The organism is Paenibacillus pabuli, assembly GCF_039831995.1.
GTDB classification, from domain to species: Bacteria; Bacillota; Bacilli; order Paenibacillales; family Paenibacillaceae; genus Paenibacillus; species Paenibacillus pabuli_C.
In genome coordinates this window covers 1229009-1247833 of the sequence record NZ_JBDOIO010000004.1, presented here as the reverse complement: position 1 = coordinate 1247833, position 18825 = coordinate 1229009, and the positions used below count along the sequence as shown (strand labels likewise).

The following is an 18825-nucleotide window of genomic DNA, read 5'->3' as shown; positions in this document are numbered from 1 at the left end:
TGTATGTCTGATAACAGCTAACTGTCCATTGAGTCCTTTCAGCCATATGAGGGACGATCTTGATCTTTCCATATTCCATATAATTCTGAACGAAAAAGTTTATGTGAATGTCCGGAATCAGAGTCATGTAATAAAAAACAAATCAAGTTATTTTTTTCATCAAGTATCCTCCCTATATTTTAATGCATGATTTCTTTCTTGTTTACCTTCATGCCAGACAATGACTGATCAAACATGTCAAGAATAAACAAGAATCGTTCGGCTTCACGAAAAACGTGATCTGCTAATAAGGGGTGAATAATACTTTTGATTCGACACTCGTCAATTAAGTCGCGCGCAGTCTTCTTAAAATCTCGCAATGATTTGACCGAAACGCGGTTTTCATCAACAAATTGACTTAGTAATGGATGGGTTTGCGATTGTGGACGCATGGAACTTAAATCGATGGCCTGAAACATCAGCGTATCAAAATCTTGACTAAATTCCCTTGCTTGTTCCACTAATTTTCGCTCGGATGGATCAAGCAGATGACCTATAAATTTGGCATGGTCTGCCATGATTTTTAGGAAAAAGACATTTTCATCGATAATCGCATCAGGTAATGGTTCAAGTCTCCCGCTGTTGAGTTCCTCTAACCGATTTCTAAAGTAATTGGCTTCTCGGCTAACATGATCTACAAGCAAAGGGAAATTGGTTCCCCCAGGAAGTTGACACCGTAGTATAAGCCCGAGTACCTTTCTCTTAAATGCCCAAATGTGTGCAGCGGCATTGTGAACTTCTGAATTAAACTCTCTAATTGTCTGAGGATCGGTATCTGCTTGAAAAGAATGTGATCTTCTTTCAATCTCCTCAAAGATAGCATGGAACTGATTAGCCTCATTAATTAACTGCGTATCTTCACACCTAAATCCTAGTCGAAGAAAAAGGGAATGTTCTTTCATAATGCGTGACCAAAAACGTATCTCATCTAATGATCTGACAACAAAAGGATCCGACAAACCATATCCCACCTTTCGGCACACTTAATAAGCAGACTATGCCTTGATAGCAGAGTATATGGGGATGGTATGTTTCAATATGTTATCGGAAAACAAAAATTCAAGATTATGAAGTAAATTTATAAAGCCTTTCAAGTAATGCCTACTGAGTCAGGAAAATTATCAAGTAAAGTATCACGGTAAACCCGCCATGTGGGTTCAACATAGGGTCATGTTAGAGTCAATTTGTGTTCAGTTTGTACTCGATTCAGGGACGGGATTTCACACTAAACACGTAAAAAGACGGATACCAATGGATCCGCCTTTTACCCTTTTCAGATTTATTAAAAACGTCGTGTATTTTACTTTTTTGTCTTTTTAGGAAGTATTCCTACTGCCCTTGCAGCAGCTGCACTTTTTTCTACAAACGCAACTGGATTATCAATTGATTCCCAGTGGATATATTTGAATTGAATGTTTTGGAAAAGCCAGTGATTATGAATAGCAGTAACTTTGATACCTCTCTTACGTAATTCCGAGACAAAAGGATTGATTTCACTTTCTAGTATTACGGTTTCCCCCAAGTTAAGAGTGCGCCCACGGGAGTCACGAGATTCTACGGATAATGCAAATGGTAATGTTAAAGGGGATCTACTGCGTCGACCTAAAATCTTAACCTTTAGATTCCGCAAAGTCTGAACAACGCAAGCTGGTTTATTCGCTGCTACCTGTCCACCAATAATTTTGGCTAAACGCGCACATAAAGCTTTTTCAATCATATCAACCACCTCCTATGAATTTAACGAACAATATATACTATGATTAACAATTTTAATTTGATAGGAACATTTGATAGAGGATAATTGTATATTTTCCACATGCGTAGTACTGGGTGTCAAAACCAACAAAAACCCCGGCAACGCTTCTGCATTCAGCAGGGCACAGCCGGGGTCCATTATGATATTCAATTATTGTCCTGCATTTCTCAACCTATCTTACTGTGTAAAATCATGCTGCCCAATCGTCAGGAGTGTCGGCCTGCTCTTGCTCCACAGCGACGTCGCAATCTTCGGATTGTAATAATAGAGCGCACCGTTCGTCGGATCCGCACCATTCAGGGCTTTACGGGCTGCCCGGTAGGACGTCTGCGTCGGCTTTTGATTGAACTGACCATCGTCAATTGCAGTGAACTGCCCTTTCTGGAAAATCACCTGCGGAATGGATGATGGGAATGCGTCCGACTGCACACGATTCAAGACGACGGCCCCTACAGCAACCTGTCCTTCAAAGGATTCCCCGCGCGCTTCCCCGTGGATCAGCTTAGCCAACTGACGCAGCGTCTCACCTTCGGCTTTTGCCTTTTTGTTCAACCTGTTCAGTGTTACCGGACCTGCAATCCCATCCGCGCTCAGCCCCTGAGCTTGCTGAAACTTGCGTACAGCGTTTTTGGTAATGGAACCGTAATATCCGGTCAATCCGGCATTGAAGTATCCCAGATCACTTAATTGCTCCTGCAATTGCAGCACATGCTCACTTTGAACGCCCTGTTCCAGCTTCTGTGCTCCCGCAGACGGAGCTGCCATCGTGAGACCGAGAGCCATCGCGAAGGCACCGAGAAGCACACTGACTCGTCTTGCTCTTTTGCCAGCCTTTTTCCCCCTCTGATGAGTTACTGCCCGACTCACGGTGATAGGTTCCATGTTTCCAGCACTTTTACTTAATTCTAACCTATAAGCTTTAATCAGTTCATTGGCACTTTTTGTTCCACTCGCATTATTCTTTTCATTCATTTTAATCGTTTGATCCATTTTAATATCGTTTTTCATGATTCAATTAACCTCCATTATTCTGAGTCCAGACTCCATATCTTCCCCTGAACCCTCCCTTATGGACATCCCGAGTGTCATTATAGGATATAGCCAAAGTGCCGTCTATCGGACCGATGGAGCATGAAAAACAGGGCCTTGAATATAGCAAAAAGAGGCATGAGCCCATGGTCATATCAGGGCAATGCCTCTTCTTGTATCAACCTTATGCCGCTTGTCCAGCCTCTATTTCCGTAGGCAGGCAGACCCGCACAAAAGTTGCGCTTGAATTTATTTACATCTACTCTGCCAGTTCCTGACCCTTCGTTTCCCGGCCGAGGAACAGTACAGCCGCTGCGCCAATCAGGATCGTCACGAAGAAAATCGTGAAAATCAGGCTGATGGCCACCTCACGCTGAACCAGCATGCCGACCATCAATGGAGCAAGTACGCCCCCGATGCGGCCCACCGATGTGGCAAGACCCACACCTGTCGAACGAACCGAATCTGGATATAGTTCCGGACTATACGCGTACAGACCGCCCCATGCCCCCAGATTGAAGAAAGAAAGACAGATGCCTGCAGTGAGAATCGCCGCTTCGGTTGTTGCCAAACCAAAAGCAATCGCACTCACTGCCGTCAGTGTAAGATAAACGACCAGGACGAATTTACGCCCGTACCGCTCGATAAAATAAGCCGCTGTAAAGTAACCTGGCAGCTGTGCCAACGTCATAATCAGCACGTACTGAAAGCTTTTGACCAGTGTGAAACCTTTGGCCATCACGACGGAAGGCAGCCACAGGAACATGCCATAATAGGAGAAAATTACCGTAAACCACAAGATCCAGAGCATGATGGTTGTCCGGCGATGCGGAGCAGACCAGACTGCAGCCACTTTCTCCCTGAACGTCGTCTTCCGGATGGCCTTGTTTTGCTTGTAACGCGGCGGGTCCTGAATGACACGGCGCAGATACAGCGCGTAGAATGCCGGAACGGCACCAATGGCAAATGCAATTCTCCAGCCGTATTCCGGGATGACAAAGTTGGCAATGAGCGCCGATACAATCCAGCCTCCTGCCCAGAAACTCTCCAGCAGCACGACGGCACGCCCGCGTTCTGCCGTCGGCATGGACTCCGATACCAGTGTGGAGGCTACAGGCAGCTCGCCACCGAGTCCAATCCCTGCAATCAGGCGCAGTACGCACAGGACGGCAAAGCCGGTTGCCAGTGCAGACAAACCACTCGCAATCGTGAAGATCAACAGGGTCCACATCAAAATGGCCTTCCGGCCAAAACGGTCAGCCAGTGCACCCGCAAGTAATGCACCCAGCGCCATACCGATGGAGTTGATACTGGTCAGCACACCGACTTGTCCGGGACTGAGACTCCATTCCTTGGCAAGAGCTGCCACAATGAAGGAGATCATGCCGACTTCCATCGCATCAAACAGCCAGCTCATCCCGGCACTGAACAGCAGCTTGCGCTGCTTGGGATTCCGCAACACTTCCAGTTTAGTCATAACGATAGCTCCTTGATCTCTATGTAGTCATTCTGACACTAAACCATTATTATGCAGAATGATCCAGAAATCAATGAAAAATACGCTCTTCTCCACGTCACCTTCCAATAGCTCACCCCTTGAGTGAACCTGCTGTCAGACCTGCAACAAAATAACGCTGGAGCAAAATGAACAGCACAATCATCGGAATGGCTGTCACCAGCACTCCTGTCAGCATCATCGGATAGTTCGTCACATACTCCCCGCGGAACTGCATCAGTGCGAGTGGTAACGTTAGCTTGGACTTGCTGCTGAGCATGAGCATCGGAATGAGCAGATCATTCCACACCATGACCAGCAGAAACGTAGCTGTAGCCGCAAGTGAAGGCGCAGCCAGCGGCAGCGCAATCCGGGTGTAGAGACGCCACTCGCTCGCTCCATCCATGCTGCCCGCCTCCAGAATTTCGGCATTCAGCATGCGCATGAAACCTGTCAGCATAAATACGGAGACAGGCATCAGCATTGCAGCCGATACAATGATCAGGCCCGTTAGACTGTCCGACCATCCCAGCGTGCGTGTAAGGGAGTAGATCGGCAGCATACTGACCTGGGAAGGAACAATAAGGCCTGCCACAAACAGGCCAAACACAATCTTGCCCACACTTCCGCCCCAGCGGACAATGGCGTATGCAATCATGCTGCTCAGCAGCAGTTCAATCACAACTGTACCCAGTGTAACGACAAGACTGTTTCCGAAATACTGCCACATCGGCTGATTACGAAACATGCCCGTAACGTTATCCCAGGTAAACGGATCAGGCCAGCTGAATGGACTGGTGAAGAAGTTGCTGCTTGTTTTGAATGAGGATACAAATACGAAGTACAGCGGCACGATAATCAGCAGCGCGTACACCAACAATATCAGGCGATTGAACCATTTAAGAAACATGTGAACTCCCTTCTGCCTCTTGTGCGAGCACGTTCCGGCATCAATAGCTTACCCGGTCGGCACGCAGTGCCTTGAACTGCACAAACGTCAGTAAGGCCAGCAGAACCAGGAAGATCATCGAACCCGCAGAAGCGAGGCCAAATGAATAGCTGCCAAAGGCGGTATGATAAATATACGTCGTCAAAATTTCAGTCGCGTAGTTCGGACCTCCGTCCGTCATGGTGAAAATAAGATCAAATGCCTTGAACGATTGGATCGTTGTATAAGCAACGACAATCGTAGCCGATGGGGCAAGCAGCGGCCAGGTCACCGTACGGAATACCTGCCATTTGCTGCCGCCGTCCATTCGGGCGGCCTCATATAGTTCAGCCGGAATGCCTTGCAGGCCAGCGATAAATACAATCATCATTTGACCGGCATGAGCCCAGACCTGCACGGCTGCAATGGAGTAAATTGCAATTTTGGGATCACCGATCCAGTTTCGTGCAAGACTCTCCATCCCTGCCCCGTTCAACCCATAGTTAATCAATCCAATGGATGGGTCATACATAAAAGCCCAGATCAGTCCAACCGATACAGAGGACAAAATGGCCGGGAGAAAATACAGGGCGCGCAGCACGATCCGCGTTTTGGTGTTTCGGACGAGCAGTAAGGCCAATACAAGTGAAATAAAGGTTTGGGCAATAACCACCGTGAGCATGAATTCAACGTTATTGCCAAAAGCCTTGCGAAAGACGATGCTGCTGAGACTGTCCTTATAATTGTCCAGCCCTACAAACGCATACGACGGGGATACCCCGTCCCAATCCGTAAAGGAGTAGAACAGCCCCGTCAATGTAGGAAATACGAACAGTCCCACGTACAGCAGCAGCCCGGGTAACAGAAACAGGGATAACTGAATACGATTCTTCATGACTTATTTCCCGATATGCTGATCAATGATCGCTTGTGCCTGCTGCGCGGCTTCTTCAGGGGAAGTCCCGCTAAGCACGGCCTGAATGGAGTTGGTCACTGCCTTCTGATTATCTCCGTTCAGAATGGTGAACCGCGGCTGGAACACGGTCTTTTTGTTTGCCCACTCCCCTGCAACCTGAAGCTCGGCAGAATCATACTTCACGTCATTTACGGTTACGTTCTGGCCCGTCTGGTTGGCATACTCTCCAGCCACTTCCGGTTTGCTCAGAAACTCGATAAATTTCTTCGCTTCTTCCGGATGTTTGGACTTGCTGTTTACCGCAAGCATGAACGTTGTGGTATGAACCCCTTCATACTTCGCCTGATCGGCACTTACCGTAATGGGTGCAAGCAGTTTCTGCTCCAGATTCGGGTTTTGCAGCTTGTTCTGCGCCAGCTGATAGGAACCACTTGCAAGCATGGCTGCCTTCTCCTGAATGAACAGCGCTCCCGCCGCCGGGTCCTTGGTACCCAGTGCATCTTGCTGGAAGTAGCCTTTATCGTTCAGTTCCTTAATCTGCGTGAGTGTCTTCACCCAGAACTCATCTGTCAGTTTCGCCTCTCCTGCTTCCACTTTGGTAAAAATGTCGTCACTTGGTGCATTATTCATTACCATGGTGTTCATGAACTGCCCTGGACCAATGTCCGCTCCGGCAAATGCAATCGGGATAATTCCGTTGTCTTTCAGTGTCTGGCAGAGCGCCAGGAAACTGTCCCAGTCCTTCGGCGGTGTCAGACCGTATTTTTCAAACAGCTTCACATTATAGATTGGATCGTTATATACAAGTTGGTACGGGATGGCATATTGCTTGCCATCCAGTTGGCCTGCCTCGATCAGCTTAGAGTTATAGGCAGAGAGAAAAGATGATCCTGTCAGGTCCGTGAACAAGCCGGCTTTGGTAAAAGCCTCGAACTGTGCACCCGGGAAGGAAGCGAATACATCCCCTACCGAACCATCACTGATTTTCGATTGAACTGTGGATTGATACTGATCTGAAGGAAGCGTCTGCATCTCCACATGAATGTTCGGATTTTCCTTTTCAAACGCATCAATAGTCTTGTTCAGCGCTTCAGCATCCTCACCCCGCCAGTGCATGAAGCTAATGGTGACTTTACCAGAACCGGAGGAACTGTTCTCGCCTGCTGCAGAGTTATCCCCGCCCCCACAAGCGGACAGCAGCAATGACATGACCAGCATACTGACCAGGGGAAGGGCCCATTTTTTATTTTTTCTCATGAAAGACGACCTCCTGAGTAATGTTGAATTAGGTGATGATTCATTTCGTGCTGCTTAGCTGATGTTTTACATTTCTCGTACTCCACTTGCTGCGAATGATCGGCATTACTTTCTCGCCGAATATTTCGGCTTCTTCCAGATGCGGATACCCAGACAATATGAATGTGGTTACGCCGAGATCTGCGTATTCCATCAGTCTTTCAGCAACCTGTTCTGCCGTGCCCACGATGAGGATTGCCCCACCCGAACGAACAACGGACAGACCTGTCCACAAGTTGGGACCCACAACGAATTGCTGCTTCTCGGACAATTCACGAAGTTCATTTTGTCTGCGTTGGTTCGTCGCATCCGTCTCAGCAAAAGCTGCTTTTGCTTTCTCGATGGCTTCTGGTGGAACCTTGCTAATAATCTCCCACGCTGCTGCCCAAGCTTCTTCCTCGGTATCCCGAATGAGCACCTGTGCCCGCATCCCGTAACGTAACTGGCGATCCTGCCCTGTTTCCTGTTTCACCTGTTCGCGGATCACTTCAATCTCCTCAATCTGTTCCTGTATCCAGTCGTGCGGTTCACCCCACATGAGGAACGTATCCGCATGCTCTACAGCCACTCTTTTGGCAATGGGTGAACTTCCGCCCAGATAAAATGGCGGGTAAGGCTTCTGTACCGTTTCCGGCATGCCTACCGGGCCCTTAAAGTTGTAATAATGACCATTAAACGCCGGGTTATTATCACTTGGTGCTTCCGTATTCGACTTGGAACCACTTCCGGCAAACTCGGTCAGATTGAGTCCGGTCGATTGTGTCCACGAACGCTTCATCACTTCCATGTACTCGCTCGCCCGTACGTAACGTTCGTCATGGGCATGCGCCAGCGGATCTCCCAGTTCCTCCAGATCCCGGACTGAGCTGCCCGTCACGACATTAATCATGGCGCGTCCACCAGAGAGTTGATCCAGTGCCGCTCCCATCCGTGCGGCGAGCACCGGTGTAACCAGGCCTGGACGAATGGCTACAAGCGGACGAAGTGTTTGAGTATGACTCATCACAGCTGAACCGACGACCCAAGCATCCAGACAGGCTCCACCGGTCGGGATCAATACAAATTCAAACCCTGCCGTTTCGGCCGTTTGTGCTACCTGTATCAAATAATCCAGGCTCGGTTCCCGTTCCGGGGCGACCCCAACATATTTTCCGTCTCCAGCCGTTGGCAAAAACCATCCGAATTTCAGTTCTTCCTGCTCACTCATACAAGTCATTCCTCTCTGTTGATAAAAACTAATTTTAAGATTGGACCTCATTCTCATTCTCATTGCAATTCGCAAAATCATATAAATGCCGATTAATTAACTTGGTTTAATAGGTATGGACATCATATCAATTGATTTGTCTGTGATCAATGTCATTTTACGACAATTTAATTTTGTCATTTTGTGGTCATCTTACAGGAATAGGACATCAAGTTCTTGAATATGTACAAAACCCACCTGTATAATAGGTTATAATGATAACTCATGACACTTGAAATCAAACTTATATTAAAGAGGTGTTCCTGATGACGGAGAGCATGAAGGAGGACCACCACGAGTTTTTGGATATCATTTTTTTTACTCCGTCCGAATTCGAGAAAGCTGGTGGAGCCTGGCCCATACGAATCGGACGCAATATAGCCAAGAACAATTATCATATCGGCCCTCGGACAACGCCTTATCATTACCTGCTGTTTGTCCTCGAGGGGGAAGGTACATTTATACAGAACGGACATCAGTATCTCCTCAGGGCCCGCGATGCTTTCTGTCTGTTTCCGCATGTCACCCATGAGTATTGGACGGACCCGAAGGAGCCGCTCCAGAAGATCTTTATTGCCTTCGATGGTACCCATGCAACCGAACTGCTGTCGCGGATTGGACTTACGCCAGACTCTCCCCACCGTTCAGGTATACTGACCCCGGAGACGGCTAGTGGAATGCGTGCTTTTATGGAAGAAGTTCGCAGACCTCAGGGGGGAGCAAGTGATCTGGGGCGCCTCACCCGGTTTCTCGGCCTGTTTGATCGAGTTTCCCGTTCCGCTGCCGCCAAGGGGCTGCAGCCGGATTCGGCTATCCCCTGGCTGCAAAAAGGCAAGGAATACATGGATATTCACTTTGCCGGGGGGATCACGGTAGAGGGCGTGTCTGCTCACGCGGGTGTGGATCGAACCCATTTTGCCAAACAGTTCCGCAAAGCGTACGGGTTGTCTCCGGTACAATATATCCAGCAGCTCAAAATGAACCAGGCCAAGCGCCTGCTCGTACAAACTCCTTTGACCTTGACCGAGGTAGCTCATTCGGTAGGATACCCTGATTTATTTTCCTTCTCCAAAGCGTTCAAAAAGCAGGTGGGTCTGCCACCCAATCGGTATCGGACAAACGAGAACGGCAAACGCTGATGCCACAATCTCGAGCTGCAGCGCAAATAGCATAAGAAAAAAGGCAAGTCTCCATTAACCGGAAACTTGCCTTTTGCTGTCTGTGCTTTTTCAATACCACCCGTTACTTCTCCTCATCGCTTTTGCGAGCCAGGGGAATTCCGTTTTCCTTCGCGTACCACGCTTCATAATGATGCACGGCTACTCCGGTAAAGGAGGAATGAGATCCGGCCAGGTCAAACACCTTCGCGATCTCTTCGTCCATATTGCTTATGGATTTCCGGAAAAAGGTCAGGTGCTCGCCCTCATGCGTCTCTGCCAGCTCCGCTCCGATCCATACGTCCTTGTCCAGTTCATCGGCTTCATCCAGCTCTTCCCTCGACAGGTCGTACATCTGCTGACCACTATCCCGATAGGCCATAATGGCAACGGCGTCAAATTGGGAAATGACCCACCTGCTGAGCGTTTCTCCGCCTTCGGATGCCTGACGGGTATCCAGCCAGAACGGGATGGCTGCGCTCATATAGAGCCCCGCATCCTTACCGGCTGTTGTCCATGCTTTCATATTGTCAATCCACTCTGCAATCACGCTGTCCTGCTCATTCTCCCAGCGCTGCAGTTGGTAAGGCTCCACATCCAGTTGAATGCCTTCGAAACGCTCATTTTGGGCCGAAGCGGCATTATACGCCCGAACACGCTCAATGAAAGCGAGTCCCTCTTCCTGTTTGTCCTTATAGGCCCAGTCCGCATGACCATTCAGGGCATGTACCTGGATTTCTGCCTGCCGGGCAGACGCAATGAATTGGCGATACGTATCATCAGATACCTCATCCTGCATCTGCAGGAAAATGACATCTACGCCCTGCTCCTTGGAAAAGGAGATAATGTCCGGGGTCTGTTCTGCGATGATGGAAGCATCCCACAGCCAGGTCGCTTTTTTCTCCTCTGCCGAAAACCATTTGAACAGCCAGGGCAAAAGCAGCAAACAAAAGGTCAGAGCGAGCAAAGTCCATTTTGTCCTCACCGACATCCTGCCCCAGCGAATCATGTTGTTTCTCAGACGAGCAACGCTTCACTTGGTTCCAGCACAGGATGCTGCACCGAGTGTCCAATCTTGTAGATGTGCGGCTGTGTGTGTGTCCGGAATGCATTGCGTGTATCCAGAATCGGCACACCCAAATCGGCAATATCGCTGTATGGCAGATCTCTATGGTTGGTAATCAGCACGATGCAATCATATTTCTTGAATTGCTCCAGGTTGAATGCTTCGCTGTATACCGTATCGTCATGCTTGTCACGGAAGGAATCGGCGTATGGATCGTAATAGCTGACGTTCGCTCCGCTTTCCTTGAACAGTTCATATACTTCGAGTCCCGGTGACTCACGCAGGTCTGCAATATTCGGCTTGTATGACATGCCGAGCAGCAGGATGTTGGAGTTCCGGACAGATTTTGCGTATTCGTTCAAAATGGTTGATGTTTTGTTCAAAACATAATATGGCATGTTGTCATTGGTCGATTGTGCCAGCTCGATAAATTTGCTGTAGAAGCGGAACCCTTTCGCTTTCCAAGACAGATACATCGGATCAAGCGGAATGCAGTGGCCGCCGATGCCTGGACCTGGGTAGAACGGCATGAATCCGAAAGGCTTCGTCGCCGCTGCATCAATGACTTCCCAGATGTCGATGCCCATGCGGTCACACATCATCGCCATTTCATTTACAAACGCAATGTTTACGCTGCGGAATGTATTTTCCAGCAATTTGGACATCTCCGCCACTTTTGGTGAAGATACCGGCACAACCGTTTGTACATACTTGCTGTACAGTGCTGTTCCGAGTTTCAGGCAGGCTTCCGTCGTCCCGCCGATAACTTTCGGCGTATTGTACGTGGTGAATCGTCCGTTGGACGGGTCCACACGTTCTGGCGAGAAGCAGAGGAAATAGTCCTTGCCGGCTTCATGGCCGATTTTGTCCAGCTTTTGCTGAATCAGTTCTTCTGTCGTACCCGGGTAGGTCGTGCTCTCCAGCGTAATCAGCATGCCCGGTTTCATGTGCAGTTTGATCTGATCCACCACGGTCTCGATGTAGGATGTATCCGGATCCTGATTTTCGCTGAGTGGTGTTGGCACGCAGATGCTCAAGGCATCAATGACGCGCAGCATGCTGTAATCCGTTGTAGGCTGGAAACGGCCTGTTTGCATCACTTTTTTCAAATCTTCGGACGAGATATCGTGAATATAGGAATCCCCATTATAGATACTGTCGACCTTGGACGCATCCAGATCAATTCCGATTACCGTAAACCCTTGATTCACCATTTCCACGGCAAGTGGAAGTCCTACGTAACCGAGCCCGACCACGCCGAGCACCGCTTCTTTGTTTTCAATGGCATTCAGTAAAGTATGGAATTGTTGATTCTCCATGATATTCCCTCCAGGTTAATGTATTTGTAAATGATCCGTAAATCCGTTCGGTTGATGATGCTTTTAGTTCAGGCAGCGACGAATACGTGCATCCAGCTCCACTGGGGAGAAGGGTTTGGTCATATAATCGTCCACACCGCTGCGGAAGCATTGGCTGATCGTCTGTTCGACACGCTGCTCGGTCAGCACAACGATCTTCGGCGGCTGCTCGACATCCAGGTTCTGAATATGGTGAATGAACGGCAGGCCGTCAATGCCATACAGGTTCAATTCGGTCAGCACCAGATCAGGTGACACCTTCTCAATCAATTCAAGTGCAGCCAGGCCATCTACAGCTTCATACGTCTCATAGCCCTGCATTTTCAGACGCAGCTGCAGAAACTCACGAACCGTCGGATCGTTGTCCACGATCAAAATTCTGCTCGGCTCGTCCGCCGTGTTGTCCAGCGTGTAAATATGAATCTCCGACGGATCGACCAGCTTCGCGGATTCAGCCATATGTTGGATCGTCGCCTGAGAAGGACGCTCACTGTCCTTGAAGCTCGCCAGCGTAATCTGCGGCTCGGCTCCAGGTACCGTCTCCTGCAGCTCATGCTTGATGCGAAGCCCTTCATAGTGGACTTCGTTCAGTGTCAAACCAGGCAGCAGGACCGCAAGCGTCTGGGTTGCCCCATCCTTCCACAGCTGGAAGGCGAACTCACTCGTTTGCTCCAGATAATTCCTGACCTGCTGCTCCGGCTGGGCCTGTACGCCTCCGCAATGGATGAACATTAAGCCGCAAGTTCCGGCACCCGTATCCTTCAATCCCTGTTCTACACTTCGGTACACATTAACGGCAGCTTCACGCTGCAATGTTGCCGTATTAGGCATGTTCTTTTCCACCCTTCTCCCTTGGTTATCTATTCTGTTGCTGCTGTATTGCCATTCGTGAGAATTCAACGCTGCTTATGACCTGCACCCCTCGATGCAAATACGAATCAGGCAGCTTCGGTTCCCTTTTGTTCCTCGGACCAGCTCTGACGTGTCATGGTTCCCCATGAATTGTTGTTTTGCATGAACTGAATGTGTCCCTGCAATCTCCACAGAACGCCAAGCTGGTGATAGCCCACAAATTTCAGAGCGGAGTAAACCAGCATTTTGACCAGATCAGACAGCTTGTTGTATCTTCGGAACGCAATTTCTTCCAGGATCAATGCACCTACGCTCAGCAGATAACCGCTCACGAAGTTCAGCAATCCGAACAGAACAAGAACCGGCCACTGCGTCATATCGAGCAGCACATATCCAGCAAGGGCCAGAAGTCCGGTAATCCGGAAATACGGGTTGAGCGCTTCAAAAATGACGTTGTATGGCATGGTCAGCATACCCATCACCTTATATTTCGGATTGAACAGCATGCCGCGGTTCTCAAGCATGTTCTTCAGATTCCCGCGTCCCCAGCGCTTGCGCTGACTGGACAGTATGCGGTAGGAATCCGGTGCCTGTGTCCAGCAAACGGCTTCAGGACAAAAGGCTACGCGGTATTTCAATTTATTTTCCAGCATATAGCGATGGAGCTTGATGATAATGTTCATGTCTTCTCCGGGATAACCGTCCCGGTATCCGCCAACGGCAATGACAGCATCCTTGCGGAACATACCAAAGGCACCCGACACGATGATCAGTCCATTCATGTGGCTCCAGCCAATCCGTCCGCCCAGAAAGGCTTTGAGATACTCAATGGATTGGAACATCGGCCACATTTTGCGCGGCAGGGAGACGTCCTGAACCGCTCCGTTTTCGATTTTGCATCCATTCGCGATGCGAACATCTCCGCCAATCGCCACAGTCTCTTCGGGATTCTCCATGTACATGCGAGCCATGCGGATCAGGGCATCCTTTTCCAGCAAAGAGTCGGCATCAATGGAAGAAATCAGCGGATAGTGGGACAGGTTGATCCCCGCATTCAGCGAGTCTGCCTTTCCGCCATTTTCCTTATCGATCACGTACAGATCAGGGAATTCCGGATTGTGGTATATCCCGCGAATGGTTTGACAAGGAATTTTGCCACGGATCTTGGTATCCGGTACAGGTTTTAGACGGTATTCCTTCAGCAGAACTTTCAGGGTACTGTCACTAGAACCGTCATTCACCACAATGACTTCGTACGTTGGGTAATTCAGCGTCATCAGACAGTTCACATTTTCAATAATCGTCAATTCTTCATTGTAAGCAGGCACCAGCAGGGATACTGAAGGCACCAGTTCCGATCCTGACAATGTGTTGTATTTGGAAAAATGAGACCGCCTGAAAATAGTCCAGATGTTACGGAATGATAGCGCCAGAATGGAAAAATACAGCGCATTTACAGCAACGACATAGTAGATGGCTACCATGCCATAAATCAATAACAGATCCCTAAGCAGTGTAATCCCCTCCTACCGCAGCCACACCGGTGCGTCTCTTCGTTGTTCGGTTACCCGGCACAGGGGCAAAATATTGGTCATAGAGCAGCCTTCTCTTGTTATGCACAATCATCTGGTCTACCGCTTTGTGATCGGCTCCCGATTGCTTCATTGTGCTCTCGATCTGCTGCATTGCAATTTCACGCTCAACACCGGTACCTTGTACCGCTGCCTGACATAAAGCTTCGAATCCGGGTTCCCCCAGCTTGCTCAAACTTTCTGCACTGTTATAGCGCACTCGCCAGTCTTCATCACGCAGCGCTTTGCGCAGCAGCGGAATACTGCCTGCCGCATGCTTCGAACCAAGCGCCTGAACCACTTCTGCCCGCACTTCCGGGTCGGCATCCTTCATCAGCTTCAGAATCGTCTCATCCTGAAGTGCCGGACTTGCACTCAGATACAGCTTCACCGCTTCTGCCCGTACATCCTGATGCTCTGCACCGACCAATCGATCGAGTGCCGGCATGACCTCCGGTACGGCTTGTCCCCACATGGCGACAAGTCCAACCTTTACAAAATCAGGATTGCGGTCTTCCAGCAGCTCAATCAGCAGTCTGCTCGTATCCAGGCTGGTCTCAAGCAAAATGTCCGCAGCCAGATGATGAATCGATTTTCCTTTAGTCAATAAAACTTCAAGCATGTCCTTCAATTCACCCTGACGCGTTGTGCTCCTCGCAATGGAACGTCCAATCACGAACGCCATGGGTCCAGGCTTCTCATCCTTGAGCAATGCCATCAAGCCCGGAACAGCTTCGGGACAGCGCATGCCGCCCAATCGATAAGCTGCATCGATCTGCCGGCCATAACGCAGCCGGCCCAGTTCTTTCAAATCATGCTCTACGAATCCTGCCTCACGGCAGAGTGCAATCAATTTGTCCCGGTACTCTCCTTTGAATTGATCAATCCATTCAATAAGCTTGCTCTGGATCACCTGTCGTTCCACTGGAGCCAGTTTGCCTGGCGGCAATCTCAGCGGACGATTTTCAGTCAGTGCCGTTTGCAGGTACGTGAAGTAATCCCGCTGCTTCTGTTTGTAAAATTCAATCTTGCGCCGTCTGCCGTTATGGGACACTTTCATGGCAAACAGCAGGATCACACCCAGAGCGACAAGCGCTATACAGATGTATAGAAATAGATAGGCCAAAGCCAAACTCGCAAACATGTGAAAAGGTCCTCCTTCATACTCATTTAATTCATCTGAGAACTTGGAATTTGTTCAAAGACTTTCTTCATTTCTTCGTAACTCAGCTTCAGTCGTTCACTGTATTTCACCTGTTCCCACGGCTGCCAGCTATACACGGGCAAGGTTTTCAGATCCAGCGTGATCTGATCGCCCGCAGGCCAGGCTACGCTGCCAGTCGATCGGTCCATTAACCATGGAACCAGCGTTATGCCTTCGGTCGTCACCGTCTTAAACTCCCGTCCATCCTGCAGTGGTCCGTAATCGATCACTTGCAGTGAACTTGGGTCACCAAACCCAAGCAGCATCCAAGGAATCCGTATCTCCACCTGATTGCCGTCATACTGCCAGGTGGTCAAGGAATCGGTATCGGACTGTCCGGGAGCCGTTGTTCCTCGCTTCAGGATGCCCACCTTCTCATTCATAAACGGATGAGCGGACCGGGTATCCGGCGGCGTCATCCTCAAGCTGACTGCCAAGTTCCATGGATGAAACGGATCGGCGGAATCGGCTTGCTTGTCCGGCAGCATATTGTATCCTTCCTTGCCGTACAGACGCTGGTTAAAATCATAATCCTTGGCGATCTCCACCTGGGATTCGTCATCCTGTCCCAGCGTGATGACCGTTTCGAGGCCGTCACTTAGCGTTCGTTTCGGAAGCCGCTCGCCAGGCTGATTGCCGCCTGCCAGCGTATCCGTCCCGATATGGAGTACGGTTTTATCAGGGTCAAACGGCTGATCCAGCATCATGCCGATGTAGAGATAGGCCTCATCATGGGTTAGCTTCATTTCCTGAATGCCATCCACCTTCCCCTGCCATACCGTAACCTCTTCTTCGTTCAGCGCAGCCCAGTCATCCAGTTTCCCGTCGATGGTCAGCTGTTCCTGTTTGCCCGGGTCCATGGCGAGCAGACCAAACATTTTCTCGTTGGTCAGCACGTTTAGCCAATAGGCCCGCCGATCAGCCGGAATTTCAAAAGGCATCGTGTTCCAGGTTTTCTTGAACCATTCATCCTGCCACATGAACAATATTGCTCCCGCATACCCTTCGTCATAGATATCCTGAGTCAGTGAAGCGTCGATGGCACCTTGTTCGGCCTCGTTATGTCCACCCTGATCCCTTCCTCCCATACCAAGATGAGAGATCCCCAGGGAAGAAGGTACACCATACTCTGTAACCATTACAGGCATATCGGGATACTCGGCTTTAAGCTTGCGTAAATAGCTTTTGTACGTGTTGTACTCGCCGTTTGCATCCTTGATCGTTTGAAGGGTCTGGTCCGTATGGAACAAATCCGGATAGTAGGGATACACATGGTAGGCTGCAAAATATCCTCCCTGCCATTCCTCCGGCTGAATATGACGGGCATCCACACTGACGAGGTCTTCCTCATACAAGGGTTCGCCTGGATGTTCCAACACATCGGTGGTCACCCAATTGGTGAAGGTCATTGGATGTTCCCATCCATATTTCTTCTCCAGAACGGCCGTGTAGTCCAGCAGCTCGGCTAGCCAGTTCTCGAAAGGTGAGGCATCTGCTGTCCCGGAAAAATGAACGCCCTTGTATTGCGGAACATCGGGATGTTTTTCATTCGTGTTGTCTACCATCGTGGGATCCCACTCGGTGCCAACATGCCAAGCCATCAAATATTTACCTGCATTCTTCTTGTACTTGCCGCTGGAAGCTCCGGCCTTTTCAGGAATATCCGCATCCCCGTATACCGCCGATACCGCTTTTTCGATCTCCTGCTTGAACGTCTGTTCAATGTGATCGGCAAAGGCATCCTGCTTCTCAATCAACTCTTCTTCCGGCGACCATATACCCTGTATAAAATATAACGGTTGCTCCCGGCCACGGTTATAATCGACCAATGCAGAGTAAAAAATTGGTTCGTGGACCGTATATACCCGTATGACATTGGCCCCCATCTCCTGAATCTGCTGGAACCACCTTAGGTAATCCTCTTCGGTCAGGGGAAATTCTCCCGGATAATATCCCGGCGAAGTTGCACCCAGATTGACGCCCTTAACGAACATCTCCCTCCATGTTCCATCCGGCCCATACTCCATGAACCGGTCTCCCTCGGTCTTGAATTTCATCTCCGTGCCATTCTCCGCTGTGTAGGTAACGAGCTGGGGCTGCATGTAGTGCCAGCCGGCTAATATTCCGCCGGTCAGTACAACGGCTCCCGTCAACATCGTCAACATCCAGCGCTTTCGTCTTCGTCTGCTCATGGCTCCTAATTGCTCACCTCTCTATTATGCATCCTGCCTGTTTTGTCGTTCGGAATCTGAAATAACAGGCATGCAGCCATTCATACTGCTTGGATGTCCGCTTCGGGTAGAGATGCCAGCGGTGTGTTCTCACTATAGCGCCAAGACTCCGCTTTTGTAACTAGGCTGATGGAAGCAAACGTGAAATGCAACATTCTGCCCATAATTCGTAAAAATGACCATGAACTTGCATTCAAAGCCAGTCTGACTTATCAGCTTCATGAATACCATTTGAGATGGATAAAACCTCATTGTAAACTCCTTAACCTGTTGCAGTTCTCTACCCGTTATTGTTATATGCAACGCGGTGTGCAGCAGCTGTTTCTGCTTGAACGCTTACCCCTTTAAACGCGAGTAATATGTTAAAGTTGCGGTCTTTTTTACAGTATTAACCATAAAGATTACAAAATTGATACTATAGTCCGATAACGCATCAGTGAAAACCCGCGGCCTGTCAAGGTTTTCTGAAAAGTGCAGAAAAGCAAAAAAGGACATCAGTCCCCCCTTATAGGACCGTGCCCATTTATATTACTTTTACAAAAAACCAAATGAACACCGAGTCATCACCCTGAAGTCACGAATCTCTTACATGAAATGTAAAAAAGCACATCTTATTTCCTAAATTCTGACTCTATTATTCGTATTCCATAATTGTGTCCAATTTGCAAAATAATTCCGGTT

15 protein-coding genes are annotated in these 18825 nt (G+C 49.1%); 1 reads left to right on the top strand and 14 read right to left on the bottom strand.

Translation table 11 applies throughout. From position 1 onward, the window contains the following. Positions 1-179: 179 nt before the first annotated feature. The 8 genes from ABGV42_RS25200 to ABGV42_RS25165 form a co-directional block, all read right to left on the bottom strand. Positions 180-941 (bottom strand): DUF2935 domain-containing protein, encoded by a 762-nt coding sequence (locus ABGV42_RS25200; protein ID WP_249281168.1) that lies wholly within the window; start codon positions 939-941, stop codon positions 180-182. A gap of 398 nt (positions 942-1339) precedes the next feature. Next, on the bottom strand, positions 1340-1756 hold the full coding sequence (locus ABGV42_RS25195) for a DUF1259 domain-containing protein (RefSeq protein ID WP_095290319.1): 417 nt from the start codon (positions 1754-1756) through the stop codon (positions 1340-1342). A gap of 216 nt (positions 1757-1972) precedes the next feature. Further along, positions 1973-2560 (bottom strand): cell wall hydrolase, encoded by a 588-nt coding sequence (locus ABGV42_RS25190; protein ID WP_431523693.1) that lies wholly within the window; start codon positions 2558-2560, stop codon positions 1973-1975. 523 nt (positions 2561-3083) lie between these two features. Then, complete coding sequence (locus ABGV42_RS25185; RefSeq protein WP_110759165.1) at positions 3084-4301, bottom strand: MFS transporter; 1218 nt, start codon at positions 4299-4301, stop codon at positions 3084-3086. Between the two features lie 112 nt (positions 4302-4413). Continuing rightward, a complete protein-coding gene (locus ABGV42_RS25180; protein WP_095290315.1) occupies positions 4414-5229 on the bottom strand; it encodes a carbohydrate ABC transporter permease in 816 nt (271 codons plus the stop codon). Positions 5230-5269: 40 nt separating this feature from the next. Beyond that, positions 5270-6142, bottom strand: a complete 873-nt coding sequence (locus ABGV42_RS25175) for a carbohydrate ABC transporter permease (RefSeq protein ID WP_174818694.1) — start codon at positions 6140-6142, stop codon at positions 5270-5272. A 3-nt stretch (positions 6143-6145) separates the two neighbouring features. After that, entirely contained in the window at positions 6146-7420 is a 1275-nt protein-coding gene (locus ABGV42_RS25170; RefSeq protein WP_347384181.1) for an ABC transporter substrate-binding protein, read from the bottom strand. 40 nt (positions 7421-7460) lie between these two features. Further along, entirely contained in the window at positions 7461-8666 is a 1206-nt protein-coding gene (locus ABGV42_RS25165; protein WP_347384180.1) for an LLM class flavin-dependent oxidoreductase, read from the bottom strand. Positions 8667-8971: 305 nt separating this feature from the next. Here ABGV42_RS25165 and ABGV42_RS25160 point away from each other — a divergent pair, with 305 nt between their 5' ends. After that, positions 8972-9844 (top strand): helix-turn-helix transcriptional regulator, encoded by an 873-nt coding sequence (locus ABGV42_RS25160; RefSeq protein WP_347384179.1) that lies wholly within the window; start codon positions 8972-8974, stop codon positions 9842-9844. Between the two features lie 103 nt (positions 9845-9947). Here the strand turns inward: ABGV42_RS25160 and ABGV42_RS25155 are convergent, their stop codons facing one another. The 6 genes from ABGV42_RS25155 to ABGV42_RS25130 all read right to left on the bottom strand — a co-directional run bounded on the left by ABGV42_RS25155 (position 9948) and on the right by ABGV42_RS25130 (position 18105). Further along, a complete protein-coding gene (locus tag ABGV42_RS25155) occupies positions 9948-10853 on the bottom strand; it encodes a hypothetical protein (RefSeq protein WP_347384178.1) in 906 nt (301 codons plus the stop codon). Positions 10854-10879: 26 nt separating this feature from the next. Beyond that, on the bottom strand, positions 10880-12247 hold the full coding sequence (locus ABGV42_RS25150; RefSeq protein ID WP_347384177.1) for a nucleotide sugar dehydrogenase: 1368 nt from the start codon (positions 12245-12247) through the stop codon (positions 10880-10882). Between the two features lie 63 nt (positions 12248-12310). Continuing rightward, on the bottom strand, positions 12311-13117 hold the full coding sequence (locus ABGV42_RS25145; protein WP_347384176.1) for a response regulator transcription factor: 807 nt from the start codon (positions 13115-13117) through the stop codon (positions 12311-12313). A gap of 107 nt (positions 13118-13224) precedes the next feature. Then, a complete protein-coding gene (locus tag ABGV42_RS25140; RefSeq protein WP_347384489.1) occupies positions 13225-14622 on the bottom strand; it encodes a glycosyltransferase family 2 protein in 1398 nt (465 codons plus the stop codon). Between the two features lie 22 nt (positions 14623-14644). Next, the gene (locus ABGV42_RS25135; protein ID WP_347384175.1) at positions 14645-15853 is read right to left on the bottom strand and encodes a HEAT repeat domain-containing protein; all 1209 of its coding nucleotides are present in this window, start codon (positions 15851-15853) and stop codon (positions 14645-14647) included. A 26-nt stretch (positions 15854-15879) separates the two neighbouring features. After that, positions 15880-18105, bottom strand: a complete 2226-nt coding sequence (locus tag ABGV42_RS25130) for a hypothetical protein (protein ID WP_347384174.1) — start codon at positions 18103-18105, stop codon at positions 15880-15882. Between the last annotated feature and the right edge of the window lie 720 nt (positions 18106-18825).

Excerpts from the sequence above, each read along its gene's own strand:
- ABGV42_RS25200 (WP_249281168.1), bottom strand. The coding sequence starts at position 941 with ATGAAAGAACATTCCCTTTTTCTTCGACTAGGATTTAGGTGTGAAGAT.
- ABGV42_RS25195 (WP_095290319.1), bottom strand. The coding sequence starts at position 1,756 with ATGATTGAAAAAGCTTTATGTGCGCGTTTAGCCAAAATTATTGGTGGA.
- ABGV42_RS25190 (WP_431523693.1), bottom strand. The coding sequence starts at position 2,560 with ATGGCAGCTCCGTCTGCGGGAGCACAGAAGCTGGAACAGGGCGTTCAA.
- ABGV42_RS25185 (WP_110759165.1), bottom strand. The coding sequence starts at position 4,301 with ATGACTAAACTGGAAGTGTTGCGGAATCCCAAGCAGCGCAAGCTGCTG.
- ABGV42_RS25180 (WP_095290315.1), bottom strand. The coding sequence starts at position 5,229 with ATGTTTCTTAAATGGTTCAATCGCCTGATATTGTTGGTGTACGCGCTG.
- ABGV42_RS25175 (WP_174818694.1), bottom strand. The coding sequence starts at position 6,142 with ATGAAGAATCGTATTCAGTTATCCCTGTTTCTGTTACCCGGGCTGCTG.
- ABGV42_RS25170 (WP_347384181.1), bottom strand. The coding sequence starts at position 7,420 with ATGAGAAAAAATAAAAAATGGGCCCTTCCCCTGGTCAGTATGCTGGTC.
- ABGV42_RS25165 (WP_347384180.1), bottom strand. The coding sequence starts at position 8,666 with ATGAGTGAGCAGGAAGAACTGAAATTCGGATGGTTTTTGCCAACGGCT.
- ABGV42_RS25160 (WP_347384179.1), top strand. The coding sequence starts at position 8,972 with ATGACGGAGAGCATGAAGGAGGACCACCACGAGTTTTTGGATATCATT.
- ABGV42_RS25155 (WP_347384178.1), bottom strand. The coding sequence starts at position 10,853 with ATGTCGGTGAGGACAAAATGGACTTTGCTCGCTCTGACCTTTTGTTTG.
- ABGV42_RS25150 (WP_347384177.1), bottom strand. The coding sequence starts at position 12,247 with ATGGAGAATCAACAATTCCATACTTTACTGAATGCCATTGAAAACAAA.
- ABGV42_RS25145 (WP_347384176.1), bottom strand. The coding sequence starts at position 13,117 with ATGCCTAATACGGCAACATTGCAGCGTGAAGCTGCCGTTAATGTGTAC.
- ABGV42_RS25140 (WP_347384489.1), bottom strand. The coding sequence starts at position 14,622 with ATGGTAGCCATCTACTATGTCGTTGCTGTAAATGCGCTGTATTTTTCC.
- ABGV42_RS25135 (WP_347384175.1), bottom strand. The coding sequence starts at position 15,853 with ATGTTTGCGAGTTTGGCTTTGGCCTATCTATTTCTATACATCTGTATA.
- ABGV42_RS25130 (WP_347384174.1), bottom strand. The coding sequence starts at position 18,105 with ATGAGCAGACGAAGACGAAAGCGCTGGATGTTGACGATGTTGACGGGA.